Origin of the sequence: Streptomyces scabichelini (assembly GCF_011045015.1) — a bacterium.
GTDB lineage: Bacteria > Actinomycetota > Actinomycetes > Streptomycetales > Streptomycetaceae > Streptomyces > Streptomyces scabichelini.
Genome location: NZ_JAAKZY010000227.1, coordinates 1 through 16,025, shown reverse-complemented (window position 1 = coordinate 16,025; position 16,025 = coordinate 1). Strand labels below are relative to the sequence as shown.

The 16,025-nt window shown below is 68.6% G+C and carries 14 protein-coding genes and 1 pseudogene; 10 read left to right on the top strand and 5 right to left on the bottom strand.

Features of this window, described 5'->3' with window-relative positions; genetic code table 11:
- Positions 1-467 precede the first annotated feature (467 nt).
- The 7 genes and pseudogenes from G5C60_RS42085 to G5C60_RS42055 form a co-directional block, all read left to right on the top strand.
- A complete protein-coding gene (locus G5C60_RS42085; RefSeq protein ID WP_165267952.1) occupies positions 468-1,073 on the top strand; it encodes a PadR family transcriptional regulator in 606 nt (201 codons plus the stop codon).
- Between the two features lie 36 nt (positions 1,074-1,109).
- Positions 1,110-2,843: a sulfatase gene (locus tag G5C60_RS42080; protein ID WP_241267466.1), complete on the top strand. Its 1,734-nt coding sequence runs from the start codon at positions 1,110-1,112 to the stop codon at positions 2,841-2,843.
- A 46-nt stretch (positions 2,844-2,889) separates the two neighbouring features.
- Positions 2,890-4,278 carry an MFS transporter gene (locus tag G5C60_RS42075; RefSeq protein ID WP_165267948.1) on the top strand — a complete coding sequence of 463 codons (1,389 nt, stop codon included), beginning with the start codon at positions 2,890-2,892 and terminating at the stop codon, positions 4,276-4,278.
- 332 nt (positions 4,279-4,610) lie between these two features.
- Entirely contained in the window at positions 4,611-5,966 is a 1,356-nt protein-coding gene (locus tag G5C60_RS42070) for an FAD-dependent oxidoreductase (RefSeq protein ID WP_338146081.1), read from the top strand.
- A gap of 192 nt (positions 5,967-6,158) precedes the next feature.
- Complete coding sequence (locus tag G5C60_RS42065) at positions 6,159-7,526, top strand: NAD(P)/FAD-dependent oxidoreductase (RefSeq protein WP_241267465.1); 1,368 nt, start codon at positions 6,159-6,161, stop codon at positions 7,524-7,526.
- Positions 7,513-7,854, top strand: coding sequence for a hypothetical protein (locus G5C60_RS42060; RefSeq protein WP_165267944.1), 342 nt, complete (start codon positions 7,513-7,515; stop codon positions 7,852-7,854). Before G5C60_RS42065 ends, G5C60_RS42060 begins: the two co-directional genes overlap by 14 nt.
- 118 nt (positions 7,855-7,972) lie before the next feature.
- Positions 7,973-8,564: pseudogene (locus G5C60_RS42055) on the top strand (sigma factor-like helix-turn-helix DNA-binding protein); the annotation flags it as partial.
- Between the two features lie 2 nt (positions 8,565-8,566).
- On the opposite strand, the gene G5C60_RS42050 reads toward G5C60_RS42055, so the two are convergent.
- On the bottom strand, positions 8,567-9,442 hold the full coding sequence (locus tag G5C60_RS42050) for a sigma-70 family RNA polymerase sigma factor family protein (RefSeq protein ID WP_165267942.1): 876 nt from the start codon (positions 9,440-9,442) through the stop codon (positions 8,567-8,569).
- A gap of 122 nt (positions 9,443-9,564) precedes the next feature.
- On the opposite strand from G5C60_RS42050, the gene G5C60_RS42045 reads away from it, so the two are divergent.
- Complete coding sequence (locus G5C60_RS42045) at positions 9,565-9,837, top strand: WhiB family transcriptional regulator (protein WP_165267960.1); 273 nt, start codon at positions 9,565-9,567, stop codon at positions 9,835-9,837.
- Positions 9,838-9,897: 60 nt separating this feature from the next.
- Here G5C60_RS42045 and G5C60_RS42040 read toward each other — a convergent pair whose 3' ends face one another.
- From G5C60_RS42040 to G5C60_RS42025, 4 genes are all read right to left on the bottom strand, one after another.
- Entirely contained in the window at positions 9,898-10,065 is a 168-nt protein-coding gene (locus G5C60_RS42040; RefSeq protein WP_165267941.1) for a hypothetical protein, read from the bottom strand.
- Between the two features lie 192 nt (positions 10,066-10,257).
- Positions 10,258-11,004 carry an SDR family oxidoreductase gene (locus tag G5C60_RS42035; RefSeq protein ID WP_165267940.1) on the bottom strand — a complete coding sequence of 249 codons (747 nt, stop codon included), beginning with the start codon at positions 11,002-11,004 and terminating at the stop codon, positions 10,258-10,260.
- A 98-nt stretch (positions 11,005-11,102) separates the two neighbouring features.
- Positions 11,103-12,803, bottom strand: a complete 1,701-nt coding sequence (locus G5C60_RS42030) for an FAD-binding protein (RefSeq protein ID WP_165267958.1) — start codon at positions 12,801-12,803, stop codon at positions 11,103-11,105.
- A gap of 178 nt (positions 12,804-12,981) precedes the next feature.
- Positions 12,982-13,878, bottom strand: coding sequence for an RNA polymerase sigma-70 factor (locus G5C60_RS42025; RefSeq protein WP_165267939.1), 897 nt, complete (start codon positions 13,876-13,878; stop codon positions 12,982-12,984).
- A gap of 274 nt (positions 13,879-14,152) precedes the next feature.
- Between G5C60_RS42025 and G5C60_RS42020 the strand changes: the two genes are divergently transcribed.
- Positions 14,153-14,596 (top strand): cupin domain-containing protein, encoded by a 444-nt coding sequence (locus G5C60_RS42020; RefSeq protein ID WP_420907460.1) that lies wholly within the window; start codon positions 14,153-14,155, stop codon positions 14,594-14,596.
- A 208-nt stretch (positions 14,597-14,804) separates the two neighbouring features.
- A complete protein-coding gene (locus tag G5C60_RS42015) occupies positions 14,805-15,587 on the top strand; it encodes a ferritin-like domain-containing protein (RefSeq protein ID WP_165267954.1) in 783 nt (260 codons plus the stop codon).
- Positions 15,588-16,025 lie beyond the last annotated feature (438 nt).

The following is a 16,025-nucleotide window of genomic DNA, read 5'->3' as shown; positions in this document are numbered from 1 at the left end:
ACAGCCCTCGGCGTCCGCCTCCGAGCCGTCCTCCCCGGACACGAAACAGCCGGCCAGCAGCGGGGTGAGAGCGAGCGCCGCGAAGAGGCCGCGGGAGGTCGTGCGCATGGGAGTTCCTGTCGTGCGGGAGGGACGGTCGAGTGCCTCCACACCAGGCGGGGCGAAGGGGCCGGGGCAGCATATAAGGCAAGGCTTACCTGGCTTCACCCTGGTAGGTGAAATCTCAAGCAATGAGATCGAATCACCGTGCGGCGGCTGAACATCAGGCCGCCCGCGGACCGGTCGAGCGCCGAGCCGTCGGGGGCAAGGGGCGCCCGTGAGGGGCCCTTCACCCCGGAAGCGGCCTGTCCGAACTCTTGCGCAGGCATTCCACATGTGTCATGGTCTCTCTACCTTAGGCATTCCACTTGTGGCATGCACTGTTCGCGGGCAGGGACAGCCCGCGGAGCCGCCGTGAGGAGCGAGCGATGAAGCTCGAAAGCATTCTGCTGGGTGTGCTCGCCCGGCATCCCAGCACCGGGTACGACCTGAAGAAATACATGGATACGCATGGGCGCTTTCTGCGTTCCAACACCCAGATGAGTCAGGTCTACCGGGCACTGGGAAAAATGGAATCCAGTGGGTGGGTGACTCACACCGTCCAGCGGAGAGCCGGTGCCACCGACGCCAAGACGTACCGGATCACAGACGAGGGAATGACCGTTTTTCTCGACTGGCTCACCGGTCCTTACAGCCCTCCGACGCGTTTCCAGGACCCGGATTTCGGTGCGCGACTCGCCTTTGCCGGATTCATGACGCGGGAACAGCTCTTGCGTCTCATCGACACCGAGCTCACGACGCGTCGTGCGGAAGTGGCCCGCTATCGCTTCCGTGACCGACGTGAACCCGTCGACGCTCGCGCCCCGTTCGACGAAAATCTGGCGACACTCGTGGGCGAGTGGGCCCACGAGTCAGGCGCACAGGCGATAGACGCACACCTGGAACGCCTGGAGATGCTGAGGCGAGTGCTGCTCGATGCTCCGGAGGGTGCCGTGGCCCCGGATCTCCTCGCCCGTCTCCACGACGTCCGCTGAACGAGGGGGGCCTTTCCCTTGCGTGCCATCGTCCTCATGTTCGACAGCCTGAACCGGCACATGCTCGCTCCGTACGCGGACACGATCGTGGACGCGCCCAATTTCACACGGCTGGCTTCCCGGACGGTGACGTTCGACAACTTCTACGCCGGATCAATGCCGTGTATGCCGGCCCGCCGGGAACTCCATACCGGGCGTTACAACTTCCTGCACCGTTCCTGGGGGCCTTTGGAGCCTTTCGACGATTCGATGCCGCACATGCTGCGAGACGCGGGAATTCATACCCACCTGGTCTCTGACCACCCGCACTACTGGGAGGACGGCGGGGCGACGTACCACACCCGCTACACCACGTGGGAGTTCTTCCGCGGCCAGGAAGGCGACCCGTGGAAGGGCGTCGTCGACGGGCTCCGCGAGGGCGAAGGCCCGCACATCCGCCGGCAGGACGCGATCAACCGCAGCTATATGCCCACCGAAGCGGAGCACTCCCAGACCCGTACCGTCGACGCCGGCGTGCACTTCCTGCACACCAACGCGGATGCGGACGGCTGGCTGCTGCAACTCGAGCTCTTCGACCCGCACGAGCCGTTCTTCGTGCACGAGCCGTACACCTCCCGCTATCCGGACGACCACACCGGGCCGGAGTTCGACTGGCCCGGCTACCAGAAGGTCACCGAGCCGGCGGGACAGGTCGAGCACGCACGACATCGGTATGCCGCGCTGGTGTCGATGTGCGACCACTCGCTGGGCCGGGTGCTCGACGTCATGGACGAGCACGACATGTGGGACGACACCCTGCTGATCGTCAACACCGACCACGGCTTCCTGCTCGGCGAGCACGGCTGGTGGGCGAAGTCCGTGATGCCGTGGTTCAACGAACTCGTGCATCTCCCGATGTTCATGTGGGATCCACGCACCCGAGGCGCGGACACCCGCCGAGGTGCGCTCGCGCAGACGATCGACATGGCGCCAACTCTGCTGCGGTACTTCGGGCTCGAGACCCCGCCCGACATGCAGGGGCGTGACCTCGCGGCCGCTCTCAGAGACGACCAGCGCCTGCGGGACGGCGCGCTGTTCGGTATCCACGGCGGCCATGTGAACGTGACGGACGGCCGGTATGTGTACATGCGCGCCACGGCGACCCCGGAGAACGGCCCGCTGGAGGAGTACACGCTGATGCCGACGCACATGCGCGCGCGGTTCGGCGTGGGGGAACTCGCCGACTGGGAGCCGGCCGACCCCTTCTCGTTCACCAAAGGGCTGCGGACTCTGCGGATCCCCGCCACCGGTGGGTGGTGGATGAATCCGTGGCGGTACGGAACCCTGCTCTTCGACCTCGAACAGGACCCGGGGCAGCAGCACCCCCTCGACGATCCGCAGACCGAGCTGCGCATGCTGCGCCTGCTGACCGATCTCCTCCGTGCCGCCGACGCCCCCCGCAGCCAGTTCGACCGGCTCGGTATCCCGTACGACGGTGGCCTCACGGAGCAGCACCTGCTCGTCCGGGACCAGGCGGACCACGCGGCGGCATTCGCGGAGCCGATGCCTGCGCCGGAGGAACTGCCGCACGGCGCACTCCTTGAGCGGCCCGTACTCGAACTGCTCCGCGACCCCGCCGTCAGGAAGGTGGTCGAAGACCATCTCCCCGACCTCGCGCACACCGAACTCATCGCCTTCCCAGCGGAGTCGAGCCTGCTCGATCTGGCGCGGTCGGCGGTCATTCCCCCCAGCACACTGCGGTCCCTCGCGGACTGTCTCCAGGAGCTGTAGCCACCTTCCCCTGTGGCTGCCAGATCACATCGACGGGAAACATCCCATGGCAACGGAACAGTCCGCGGCGCGCTCCGCCGCCTCCCACGTCGCCCCGCCGGCCGCGGCCTCCCGCGTCCCCTCGCCGCCCGCCGCCTCCCACGTCCCCCACCGATGGCGCAACCTGCTGACACTGACGGGTGTCAACGCCGTCGACAGCACAGAGGGCAACGCAACCGCCACCCTCTTCCCGTCCATAGCGAGCTCCCTCGGCCTGACCAGCGGCAACCTGGGCACGCTCGCGGCGCTCGGCAAGGTTGCCGCCGTACCGACCGGCCCGTTCTGGGTGTGGCTGGCGGAACGAACAGGCCGTCGCGCTGCCCTGGTGCTCACCACCGTCCTCGGCGGCTTCTTCGGCATTCTCGCGGGATTCGCACAGAACTTCGGCACCCTGCTGCTGTTCAACACCCTTATGGCCGCTTGCCTGATGGGCGGCGGCCCGATCACCAACGCCGTCATCGCCGACTCCTTCACGGACCGCGAACGGGGAAAGGCGGTCGGCATTCTCTACGGCCTCACGAACACGTTCGCGCAGGCCATCGGCCCGGTCATCGCTCTGTTCACCGGGCTCAGCGACGGCTGGCGCTACGGGATGTGGACGCTCGGCGGGGTCTGCGTCCTCGCCGGCCTCGTCGTCGCGGTCGGCTTCAAGGACCCGGGCGTCGGAGCGGCCGAGGAGCAGCTCGCCGACCTGAACGAGACGGCACGCGTGAAGCACACCGTCACGGTGAAGTCCGTGCTCTCACTGTTCCGCATCCCGACCTACTCGGTGATGATGCTCTCCCGGCTCCTCTCCGGGCACCTGCTCATCGCCGTCTTCGGGATTCAGTTCCTGGTGGTCGAACGCGGATTCAGCAACGCCGTCGCGGCCGTCGTGATGGTGCCGTACGGCGCCGGATACCTCGTCGGCACCGTCGGCGGCGGCTTCCTCCTGCCGTTCGTCGACCGGTGGTGGACCGACCGGGGCCGCATTGCCTTCCTCCAGCTCGCACAGGTTCTCTTCGCCGTCGTGGCATTCATCGGAACCCAGTTCCACTACTCCGGCGGGATCGGCATCTACTGCGTCTTCTGGGCCCTCATGGGCTTCGGCCAGGGGCTGAACCCCACGGTGAACCGGCCGGTGGTGACCGCGGTGGTCCTCCCCGAACTCCGTGGCCAGGCATTCGCCGTCTGGCTCTCCGTCTTCGAGGTCCTGGCCTGGGCCGCCTTCTCCCTCGCGGCCGGTCAGCTCGCCGAGAGCCTCGGAATCCAGGTGGTCTTCCTCTGGGTCATGGTGATCTTGATGCTCGTCAACGCCGCGGTGCTCGGCCTGCTCCACAGCACTTACCCGCGGGACGCCCGGCGCATCAGGGACGCCCTCGAAGAGCGCCGCAGACTCGCCGGCGACGCCGCCTGACCCGCCGGCCGCCGGCCCGATGGCGTATGGGCCGTCTGGGACTGGACGTATCCCAGAGATCACGTGCCGTGCCCGGTGTCGTGCAGCTGGAATGGACCGGCCCGGCGGGCAACCGCCTGCACGTCAAGCGCCGGAATGGTGGTCGCACGGTCGGCCGTTGACCAGAAGGGCTCGAACGGGGTCAACCCGTTCTGCGGAGCGGGATACTGGTGCCTTCTCACGACGTGGTGACCACACGACGTGGCGACCAGGGGAGCGGACAGGTGAACTCTGCCGTGGAAAAGGGTAGTTGGGGCGTGGGCGGCGGCCGGGGTGGGCGGCATGCGGTCGTTGTGGGAGGCAGCCTCGCGGGGTTGTTCGCGGCGCAGGTCCTCGCCGGGCACGCCGACCGGGTGACCGTCGTCGAGCGCGACCGGTTCCCGGACGGAGCCAAGCCGCGGCCCGGTCTGCCGCAGGGCCGGCATCCGCATGTCCTGCTGGAGGGCGGGCAGGTGGCCCTGGAGTCGCTGCTGCCGGGTTTCCTGGCGGAGCTGCGGGCGGCGGGGGCGCCGCGCGTGGGCATGCCGTCGGACTTGGTGCAGTGTCAGGACGGCCGCTGGTTCCGGCGGTTGCCCGCGACGACGCACATCTACACCGGTTCCCGCGCGCAGTTGGAGGAGCTGGTGCGGCAACGTGTTCTCGCCAACCCGGTGATCAGCGCGGTGGAGGGGACCGATGTCGTCGGGCTCCTCGGTGACGCCTCACGCGTGCGGGGCGTGCTCCTGCGGGACCGCTCCGGCGACGCCCGCGGCGAGCAGCGGCCCCTGGAGGCCGACCTGGTGGTCGACGCGTCCGGCAGCGGAACGAAGGCCTCGCAGTGGCTCACGGCGATCGGGGCCGAGACCCCGCACGAGGAGACCATCGACACGGGGCTCGCGTACGCATCCCGCATCTACCGCGGCAAGAGCGGCGTCCTCGGCGGCGACACCGCCGGCTACTACGTCTACCCCAGCCCGGCCCAGGTCCACGCCGGCGGTGCGCTGCCGCTGGAGGACGGCACCCATCTGGTCATCGTCTCAGGGCTGCGCGGCGACGAACCGCCCACGGACGACGACGAGTTCGTGACGTACACCAAGAGGCTGCCGCATCCGCTCCTGCACCGGTGGCTGGACGAGGCCGAACCGCTCTCGCCGGCGTTCGGCTACCGGCGTACCGCGAACGTCCGACGCCGCTACGACCTGCCCGGCCGCCGCCCGGCCGGATTCCTCGCCACCGGCGACGCCCTGTGCACGTTCAACCCGATCTACGGGCAGGGCATGGCCGTCGCCGCGATGAGCGCGGTCGCCCTGCGCGACGCACTGGCCGATCCGCGCCGGACCCCCACGACGCGGCGTGTGCAGCGGGCACTTCTCGCGGCATCCCGGCAGGCGTGGGACATCTCCGCCGGGGCGGACCGCAAGATGCCGGGCGCGGTCGGCACCGCGGTCGCCGGACGGCCCGCGGACCGCGTCGCCGACTGGTACCTGCGGCGCGTTCAGGAGCGCTACCCCGGCGACCCGGTCGTGGGGCGCGCCTTCCGCTCCGTACTGACTCTTTCCGCGCCCGTCACCGCCCTGTTCGCCCCGCCCGTGGCCCGGGCCGCCCTCTTCCGCCCGCCCGCGCCGACGCCCACCGAGCCGCCGGCGACACCGGAGAAACCCGGGGCCTGAGCGAGGCAGGCAGCCGACAGCTGAGTCCAGCCTGCCCCTGCCTGTGCCCCTGACCCGACAGCATCCTGCGGCCGCACGCCCACCTCGCCCCCTGCCGCAGGCCGCCGACACGCCGGTCTGCCGCCTTTGTATGTCACACCCGCCCGCCCCTGCGCGGTCTATCTGGTGTCGGACAACAACCAGAGGTGATTCATGCGTGAGATTCTGATCGTCGGCGGCGGTTACGCGGGCTTCTACACGGCATGGGGCCTTGAGAAGACGCTGCGTGCGGGCGAGGCGCGGGTCACGGTCGTCGATCCACGCCCGTACATGACCTATCAGCCCTTCCTGCCGGAGGTGACGGCCGGCTCGGTCGAGGCACGTCACGCTGCCGTGTCGCTGCGGCGGCACCTGCGCAGGACCCGGCTGATCGCGGGAACCGTGACCGATATCCGCAACGCGGACCGCACAGTGACCGTCCGCCCGGTGAACGGAGCCGCCTACGAGCTCCAATACGACATCCTTGTGGTCACCGCCGGAGCCGTGACCCGCACCTTCCCCGTCCCCGGCCTCGCGCAGCAGGCCATCGGCCTCAAGCACGTCGAGGAGGCTGTGGCGATCCGCGACCGGCTGATGACCGCCTTCGACCAGGCGGCGTCACTGCCACCGGGTGCCGAACGGCAAAAGCTGCTCACCGTCACGTTCGTGGGCGGCGGATTCTCCGGCGTCGAGGGCTTTGGCGAACTGCTGTCACTGGCGACCGCGATGCTCAAGTCCTATCCGGAGCTGAGCTTCGAGGACCTGTCCTTCCATCTGGTGGAGGCCCGGGGCCGCATCCTGCCCGAGGTGAGCGACAAGCCGGGTGCCTGGGTGGTGCGCTCTCTTGAGCGCCGTGGCGCACACGTCCACCTGAACACGCAGCTGGTGTCCGCCGAGGACGGGCATGTCGTGCTCTCCGACGGAGCGGAGTTCGACTCCGCGCTGATCGTCTGGACCGCCGGCAACGCCTCGAACCCGGTCGTGCACAACCGTGCCGGACGTGTGGGCGGCCGGAGACGATGCGACCATTCCCGACCTGGCCTCTCCCGTGCCGGGGACGCGCACGGTGCCGAACGCCCAGCACGCCGTGCGGCAGGGCAAGCACCTCGCCAAGAACCTCGTGGCCGACCTGCGCGGCGGGCGCGTCCGGAATTACCGCCACAGCAGTCTGGGGGTGGTGGCGACGCTGGGGCTCGGGCGGGGCATCTTCCAGTACAAGGGCATCGTCATCAAGGGACTTCCCGCCTGGCTGATGCACCGGGGCTATCACGTCCTGGCAGTGCCCACCTGGGAGCGCAAGATCCGGGTTCTCGCCGTCTGGCTCACTGCCGCCCTCTTCGGCCGGGATCTCGTCTCTCTCGCCTCCGTACAACACCCGCGAGACGCCTTCGTCACGAACGGAAATCTGCAGCTCTCCGACGAGAATTGGGCGAGCGCGGACATGCCGTCGAACGACGCAACGACGGCATGAACATGTGGAGTTCTCGTTTCTCGTTTCTCGTTTGTCGATTTCCATCGGGAGTACGCCATGAACGCGCGTGAGGAGGCCGCACGCGGCCTGACCGACATCGAAGGCTTCCTGCACCGGGAGGCTCATCTGGAAGCGGCACATCGGCGCGTATCGGATTTCACCGCACGAGCGCAGGGGCTCACCCCGGAACAGAAACGGGAAATCGAGCAGTGGTACATCGACGAGCAGATATACGTGGCCCGCATGGTGACCGATCACATCGCCGACCGCATCAACGCGGTGGAAGAACAGCACCACATCCGGATCCGGCGATGGCTCCGAGGAACACTCACGGCGATGGTCCTCATCACCATGGCGATGATCGCGTGCGTCGCTGTGATCGTGGGGACGTCGCGCTGAACGCCTGCTCCTGGATCCGCAGACGGGCCGGCTTGTTGCCCCAGCTCTGTCACAGGCCCGGGCCGGCCCCGGTCAATGAAGCAGAGGCGGAGCAACGGAGGCCAAAGGATCATGCATCCTGGCCATCAACGTCGCGCAGTCGGCGCGCGTGCGTCGGGAGACCTACGTCGGACCGTGGCTGCCGGAGCCCGTCGACACGAGTTCGGACCCGGAGGTCGGCGCGCAGCGCGCTGAGGCCCTGGAGCTGGCACTGCTGCTGGTGCTGGAGAAACTGACCCCCGTCGAGCGCGCCGCGTACGTGCTGCGCGAGGCGTTCGACTACGCGTACGCGGAGATCGCCGAAATCCTCGAACTCAGCCTCGTCAACCTGCGGAAGATCGTGAGCCGTGCTCGCCGGCATCTGTCGGACGAGCGGCGGGAGAACGTGGACGCGGCCGAGCACCGACGTCTTCTGGACGTCTTCGTCTCAGCGGCTCGAACGGGCGATGTGGCGTCACTGGAAGCGCTTCTCACCCCCGATGCCGTCAGCCTGTCCGACGGCAACGGTATGCGGGGCTGCGCCCGTGTACCTGTGCTGGGCCCTGCACGTGTGGCCTACCTGTCGACCTATCGGCGCTTGTGGCGCGAAGCGGAAGCCCAGGTTGGTCGACGCCAACGGCCGTACGGGCGTGATGGTCCACCGGGACGGCAAGCCCATCGCATTCATGACGCCTCATGTGTGGGGCCGGTTCCAGGACCGTAGTTTCTCGGGGTTGAGGATGACCCAGACCTGGGCGACGTGGTCGTCGGCGACGTCGAGGCTGATGACGGCGGCCACCTGATGGCCGTAGCGGGCGACGAGGCCGGTGCGGCCGTTGACGGAGTGGGTGGTCAGGGTGGTGCGCGGGCGGCGGGCAAGAAGCGTCAGCAGACTGTCGGCGACCTGCCGGCTGCCGTGGACCGGCCCGGTCAGCGCCCGCACTTTGCCGCCACCGTCGAAGAACGCCGTGACGTCCGGGCACAGCAACGACGCGAGTGGTTCACCGTCCTCCGTGACGCACGCCCGGCACACGGCACGGGCAACGGCGTCGTGCTGCTGCGGCGTCGTGGGCCGCGAGCGCTGCACCCGCAGCCACTGCCTGGCCCGGTCGGCGAGTTCGGCGACCTCCGGCTCCGTACGGCCCACGATGTCGGCGACCGTGCCGGGGGCCATCCCGAAGACGTGGAGCACGAACGCCGCCCGCTCGGCCGACGACAGTGACTCCATCGCGTTCAGCACAACCCGGCCGGCCTCCACCTCCACATCCGCCGCCCGCGTCCGGTCCGCGGCCCGCGTGCGGTCATCCTCCTCGCGCCCGGCCGTACCCCCATCGGGCAGCGCGAGCCGGTCCAGACAGATCCCGCCCGCGGTCTTCGCCAGCCACGACCGGGGAACGGTGATCTGCAGGCGCGCCGCATCGGACAGCTCGTACCACCGGCGATAGGTCTCATCGACAACTCCTTCCGCCGCGCCCGGGCTGCCCAGCATCCAGTAGGCGACATCCAGCAGAAACCGACGCTCCTCCAACAGCTCCACGAGCGGCACCGCATCGCCCTCGTCCTGGTTCATACGGCTTCCTCCCTCTCGCACCGCCCTGCACGCCTCGACGCCGTGGACATCGGCTCACCCTGTTAGACCGGGAACTCGCGGATCTTGTGACATGACCTGGTGTGCCGGCCTGCGTGTCACACATGCGGCGGTTTCCCGGTCTTATAGGTCAGGCCCCGCACTTCTTTCCCATATCGAGCAGCGGTCCGGTGCTTCGACAGATCGATGAAGCCAAGGCCGTCTGCGGGCATTGCCCTATCGTGGCGCGGTGCCTCGAGTGGGCCGTGCAGGCGGGACACGTGGATGGCATCTGGGGCGGAACGACGGAAAGTGAACGCCGTGTGATGCGAAGGCGCGGAGCGGAATATCTGAATACCGCTTTCCGCGAGGAGATCGCCGGCAAGCACCGGAACTGAACCGCCTTGCATACGTGCTGAATTGTTTGAAGGAGTGTCACACCTTCGGCGGGCGCCCGGTCATAAAGGTGAGAAGCAGCCAAGCAAATTCCCGACACTGCTGCCGGTCGCCTCGCCGATCGCCGTCGCCTCCGCCACCAGGGAGCCGGCGCCGGCGAGGTCGCCCGCGAAGACCCGGCGTGCCGAGAGCACGGACCAGCTCGCGAAGTCCCATGTGTTGTGGGCCATACGGCACGCGCGCGGGAGCCAGCCGAGCCCCTCCCTCCTGCGCGAGGGACTGGAGCCGGTCGGCCCGCCGGGCCCCGACGGCAGCCCGGGCGCCCAGCGGTTCGTAGCCGTTTACTTCAAAAGCGAATGGGTGGCCCGGGTGGCCCTCTCCTCTCGGGAAAGGGCCACCCTGATTTCTTCGTGGATGACTTCTTACTTCTGCTGCGCGAGCCATTCGGCGAACCTGGTCTCGGCGATATGCGCGTCCGGACCCGGAAGGAGCGTGTTCTCCTGCAACTCGGCGCCCCAGTACGTCGCCTGCGGGTCCGTGACGATCTTGCGCGGGTCGTTGTGGGCGGCGAGTCCCATGCGGATGAACTCCTCCAGCTCGAACGCCTCGGGACCGGCCACCTCCACCACACCGTTGACCGGGCCCCCGACCGCCGTACGGCCCACGGCGGCGGCCACGTCGTCGGAGACGATGGGCTGGATCCTGGCGGCGGGCAGGCGCACGGTGTCGCCCTCGGTGACCCCGTCGGCGAGCCCCTTCGCGAACTCGAAGAACTGCGTCGCGTGGACGATGGAGTAAGGGATGCCGGACGCCTTGATCAGCTCTTCCTGGGCCTGCTTGGCGCGGAAGTACCCGCTCCCCTGAAGGCGATCGGTGCCGACCACGGACAGCGCCACGTGATGCGTGACGCCGGCCTCCGTCTCCGCCTTCAGGAGGTTGGTCGTGGACGTGCGGAAGAACTCCATGACGGCCTTGTCCTCGAACGAGGGGGAGTTGGACACGTCGATCACGACCGAGGCGCCCTGCAGGGCGTCGGCCAGGCCTTCGCCCGTGAGCGTGTTGACGCCGGTGTTGGGCGCGGCAGCCACCGCCTCGTGCCCGTGCTCGCCGAGCCTGGCGACGACCTTCGAGCCGATGAGCCCCGTGCCACCGATCACTACGACCTTCATGTCGGATTCCTTTCGGAGTTTTCCTGGGAGAATTCGGTCTGCATGAGAAGAGACCGGGCAGCGGCCCTGCGTGTGACACGCGGTTCGCGGAACCCGACTTATTCGGCGAGTTTTCCTTCGGCCGAGACCTCTTCCATGAGAGAGGAAATCTCTTCGGGGACGGCCGGAATGTTCTCGCGGGTGATACCCGTCGTCGGGGACCACACGAGATTGACCTGCAGAGCGGGATCCAGGTCGGGGTAGTCGCTGCGGTTGTGGCAGCCGCGGGTCTCGCGACGCTCCAGCGCCGCTTCGAGGGTGGCCCGGGCGGCCAGCGCGGCGGACTTGAGATCGAAGGCGTGCGCGAGGTCCTGATAACCGGCGATGTCCGGGTGTACGCCGACGTCCTCCATCCTCTTCTCGATCACCGCGAGCTCCGCCAGCCCGGCGCGCAGGCCCTCTTCGTCGCGTACGACTCCGGCGTGCTCGGTCATGGTGTTGCGGATGGCGCGCTGCAGGGCGCGGACGTTCTCCGGTCCGTCGGCCGCGAGCAGGTCGTCGACTTCCGCGCGGGCTTGGGCGATGGCCGACGCCGACCGCGGCTGCGCGGTGAGGGACTGCGAGTAGGCGGCGGCCGCCCGGCCGGTGAGGCGGCCGAAGACCAGCAGCTCGATGAGGCTGTTCCCGCCGAGGCGATTGGCGCCGTGCAGCCCGCTCGACGCCTCGCCGATGGCGTACAGGCCGCGTACGTCGGTGCTGTGGTCCTCCGTGCGTACCCACACCCCGCCCATCGAGTAGTGCGCGGTGGGCGCGATCTCGATCGGTTCGCGGGTGATGTCCAGCATCTGCAGATCCAGCAGAGTGTGGTAGACGCGGGGGAGTCGCGTCATGATCGTCTGCCGGGGCAGGTGGGAGACGTCGAGCCACACGCCTCCCTTCGGCGTGCCCCGCCCTTCCTTGATCTCCGTGTACGAGGCCAGGGCCACGCGGTCGCGCGTGGACAGCTCCATGCGGTCGGGGTCGTAGCGCGCCATGAAGCGTTCCCCGAGCGCGTTGCGCAGGATCCCGCCCTCACCCCGGGCGGCCTCGCTGACCAAGGTGCCGGCCGCGTTCTCCGGTTCGATGATCCCGGAAGGATGGAACTGCACCAGCTCGGCGTCCCGCAGGCGGGCTCCGGCCTCCACGGCCAGGCGGAAGGAGTCGCCCGTGTTCTCGTCGCGCCGTGAGGACGTACGCCGCCAGATACGGGTGTGGCCACCCGCGGCGAGGATGACGGCGTCGGCGTGGATCAGGTAGCGCCTTCCGCTCGCGAGGTCGAAGCCGTAGGCACCGAAGACGGCGCCGTCGTGCACCAGAAGCCGGGTGATGTAGACGCCGTCGAGCACGGGGATGTCGAGCTGGTCGGCGCGGCGGATGAGCGTGCGCTGGATCTCCAGACCGGTGTAGTCGCCGGCGAAGGCGGTCCGGCGGAACTTGTGCGCGCCGAAGAAGCGCTGGGAGATCCGGCCGTCCTCTTCCCTGGCGAAGGCCATGCCGTAGCGTTCCAGGTCGTCGATGCCTCGGGCGGCGCCCTGGGTGACGATCTCCACGGTGCGGGGATCCGCGAGGAGGTAGCTCTCCTTGAGCGTGTCGGCGGCGTGCTGCTGCCAGCTGTCCTCGGGGTTGACGGTGGCCAGGGCCGCGTTGATGCCTCCGGCCGCGAGTGCCGTATGGGCGTCTTCCTTGGGGCGTTTGCCGACGGCGAGGACGTCGACACCGGCCTCGGCCAGCTCGATGGCCGCTCGCAGTCCGGCACCTCCGGTGCCGATCACCAGCACCATGGTGGCAAGGCGTTGTTCTGTGACAGCCACGGTCCACTCCGATCGCCTGGGTCGTCACTCAGTACGACCGGACGGCCCCGCGATCTGTGACACTCCGACGCCGTCGGGACGACTGGTTCACCGACTTGTTGACCGACAAGTCCCCCCTCCTGTGACGGCCCAGGAGGGGGTCGGCCCATCAGCCGGTCAGCGAAGCCACGTAAGGCGTCAGTTTTTCCGGGTTCATGACCCACATGACGCGTTCGACGCCTCGTGCCGAGACATCGACGGACAACAGGGCCACAGCGGCTCCGTCGTGCGAGACGAGGACGGCCGGCCTGCCGTTGGCCTCGGCCCAGCGGATGTCTGTCCCAGGCCAGAAACGGGGAGCGAAGGCGGCAAGATACCTGGAGACATGCGTACGCCCGACGACCGGAATCCTGCTTGCCCCGCGCATCCCTCCTCCGTCGGAGTAGCTGACCACGTCCGCGGTGAGAACGTCCTCGAGCACTGACAGATCGCCGGTCTGTGCGGCGGTGAGGAACACTTCCAGCAGCCGCCGGTGCGCGGCAGGGCTGGCGGGCTCGCGGCGTTCCGCCGACAGGTGCTTGCGGGCGCGGCTCACCAACTGGCGTGTATTGGCTTCGCTCGTCTCCAGCATGTCCGCGATCTGCTGGTACGGGTAGTCGAAGGCCTCCCGCAGAACGTAGGCGGCCCGTTCCACGGGGTTCAGCTTCTCCAGGAGGAAGAGCACCGCCAGGTCGAGTGCCTCGGCCCGCTCCGCGCCCAACTGCGGATCCGCCCCGGTGTCGACCGGCTCCGGCAGCCAGGGGCCGACATACGACTCACGCCGCACCCTGGCGGACTGGGCGAGGTTGATCGCCAGACGGGCGGTGACCGTGGCGAGGAACGCCGTCGGCTCGCGAACGGCGTCGCGGTCGGTGTTCTGCCACCGCAGCCACGCCTCCTGGAGGATGTCCTCGGCCTCCACAGCACTGCCGAGCACGCGGTACGCGATGCCGAAGAGCCGGGGACGCGCCGCCAGGAACACCCTTGTCGCCTCGTCGAGGGAGTCTCTGCCGTCCTCCACGCCCATACATGCCCTCCAGGTCTATATCCGCCAGTTCTGCGTCCGCCATGCCGCAGGCGCTTGCTGGCGCTTGCAGGCGTTCGCACGCGGTGCGGCGACGGCCGGCCACAGCACATGACGCGACGTCGGGTGCATACCCAGGAAGACCAATCATGCAAGGCATCTGTGACACCGACGCAGTCCGTGGTGTCACAGATCCACCGCGAGCCCGGTCATCACTGGGCAACGGCCATGGGAGCCATGGCGCGGTGGATTTGTGGATTAATGGAGGTGCACCACAGTGGCGAACAAGGACTCAGCGCACGGGACCGGCCTGCAGACACGGTCGGAGGGGTGGAAGACGGCGGCGAAGGTGCTGCAGGACGCCGCACCGCTCTCCGTCCCGGAGGGCGCCTCGGCGATGACCGTGCTCATCGAGTGGGAGCCCGGGGACCCGGGAACGCCGCCGCACCGCCACTCGGGGCCGGCGTTCGGGTACGTCATCGAGGGCGCCGTCCGTTTCGAGCTCGAGGGTGAGCCCGAGCGCGTGGTCGAGGCCGGCGGGACATTCTGGGAGCCGGGCGGCGACGTGATCCACTACCAGGACGGCAACGCACTGGCCGATGCACGGACCCGGTTCGTCGTGACCATGATGTGCGCGCCGGGCAAGCCCATGCTCGAACTGGTCGACGACGAGGAACTGGCCCAGCGGGCCCATCTGCGCGCCCCGCGGCCCACCGACTGACTGCCTGCTGCTTGCTGCCTGCGCCCCGCAGGCCGGTTGGGAACGGAGCCCATCCGCTCCGTGGGAGGGTCCCGGCGGCGCGACAAGGCTGTCTCGGCCGGCCGCCGGACACCACCGTGTGCCCCGGCGGGCCGAAGAGTGTCATCGCCGTCATCGCCGTCAACGCCGCGAGACAACCCTCAGTTCAGGCCCATCAGCACAACGGTGACTGGCTGGTCGTTCCAGGGAGGCCGAACGCGATGAGGCCGGTCTCCGCACTCTTCACACACTCGAAAGCCTTCGAGAGCACCTTCAGCGGGCGATCGAACTGGAACACGCCACTCTGCCGCCCTATCTCTGCGCCCTCTACTCGCTCGACCTGACGCGCAACCCGGACGCCGTTCAGGTGGTGGCCGGCGTCTTCGTCGAGGAGATGATCCACCTGGCACTGGCGGCGAACCTCCTCAACGCGGTTGGCGGGCAACCCCGTCTGGACACGCCGCACATGCTGCCGCCCCATCCCCGACCCCTGCCGCACGGCGACCGCTCCCTGGAGCTGTCCCTCGTTCCGTTCGGTTCGGAGACCTTGGAGATGTTTCTCCGCCTCGAACAGCCTGCGCTGCCCGGTGCTCCGGCCGAAGGCGACAACTACGAGACGATCGGGCAGTTCTACGACGCGATAGAAGAAGGACTACGTCACCTGTGCGCCGAACTCGGCGAGCGGGAGGTCTTCTGCGGCGACCCGGCTCGCCAAGTCGTCGCAGGCCCTTTCTCCCACACGGGCGGACAGTTGGCCGCGGTCACCGATCTCGCCTCGGCGTTGGCGGCACTGGAGGAAATCGTCGAGCAGGGCGAGGGCAGGGCGCGCGGCGAAGTCCGGGATGCTCGGGGCCGCGACCGGCACGATGTACACGCTCAAGCACAGGCGCTGGGCCTGATGGAGATGCCCGACGGAAACGGCACAACAGCCGGCCCGACCTTTGAGTACGTCGAACCCGAGTCCCGCCGGTGATGAGCGGGTCACTGGTGGCCCCAGCGGCCGGCTACGGGTGGTCGAAGTACCGCGCTGCGTACCGTCCTTGCGGCTCGAGGGTCCCTTGACAACGGTATCCGGACCGAAAGAAACTCTTTCAACTAGGCAACATAGGAAGCTGGTCAGACCAGTAACCTCAGGAGCTGACCCGGCCGCCGGTCGGGGCGGGCGCGGTCGGAGGAGCGATGGCAGGCGCATGGTGCGCCCCCACATCAGGGGGCGACCGGGAGATCCCCGAGCCGTCCGCCGTCCGCCGTGCGGCTCCAGGCCTCGGGGCGGGACCGGGCACAGGGCCTGTGCGCCATGCACGTCCAACACACCCGACAGCAGCACCGGGCACACGGGGTTCCGCTGCGCGGCGGATCTGCCCGAGTCAGGCTGACGGACCACTCGGGCAACCGCCCCGCCCCCGACCCC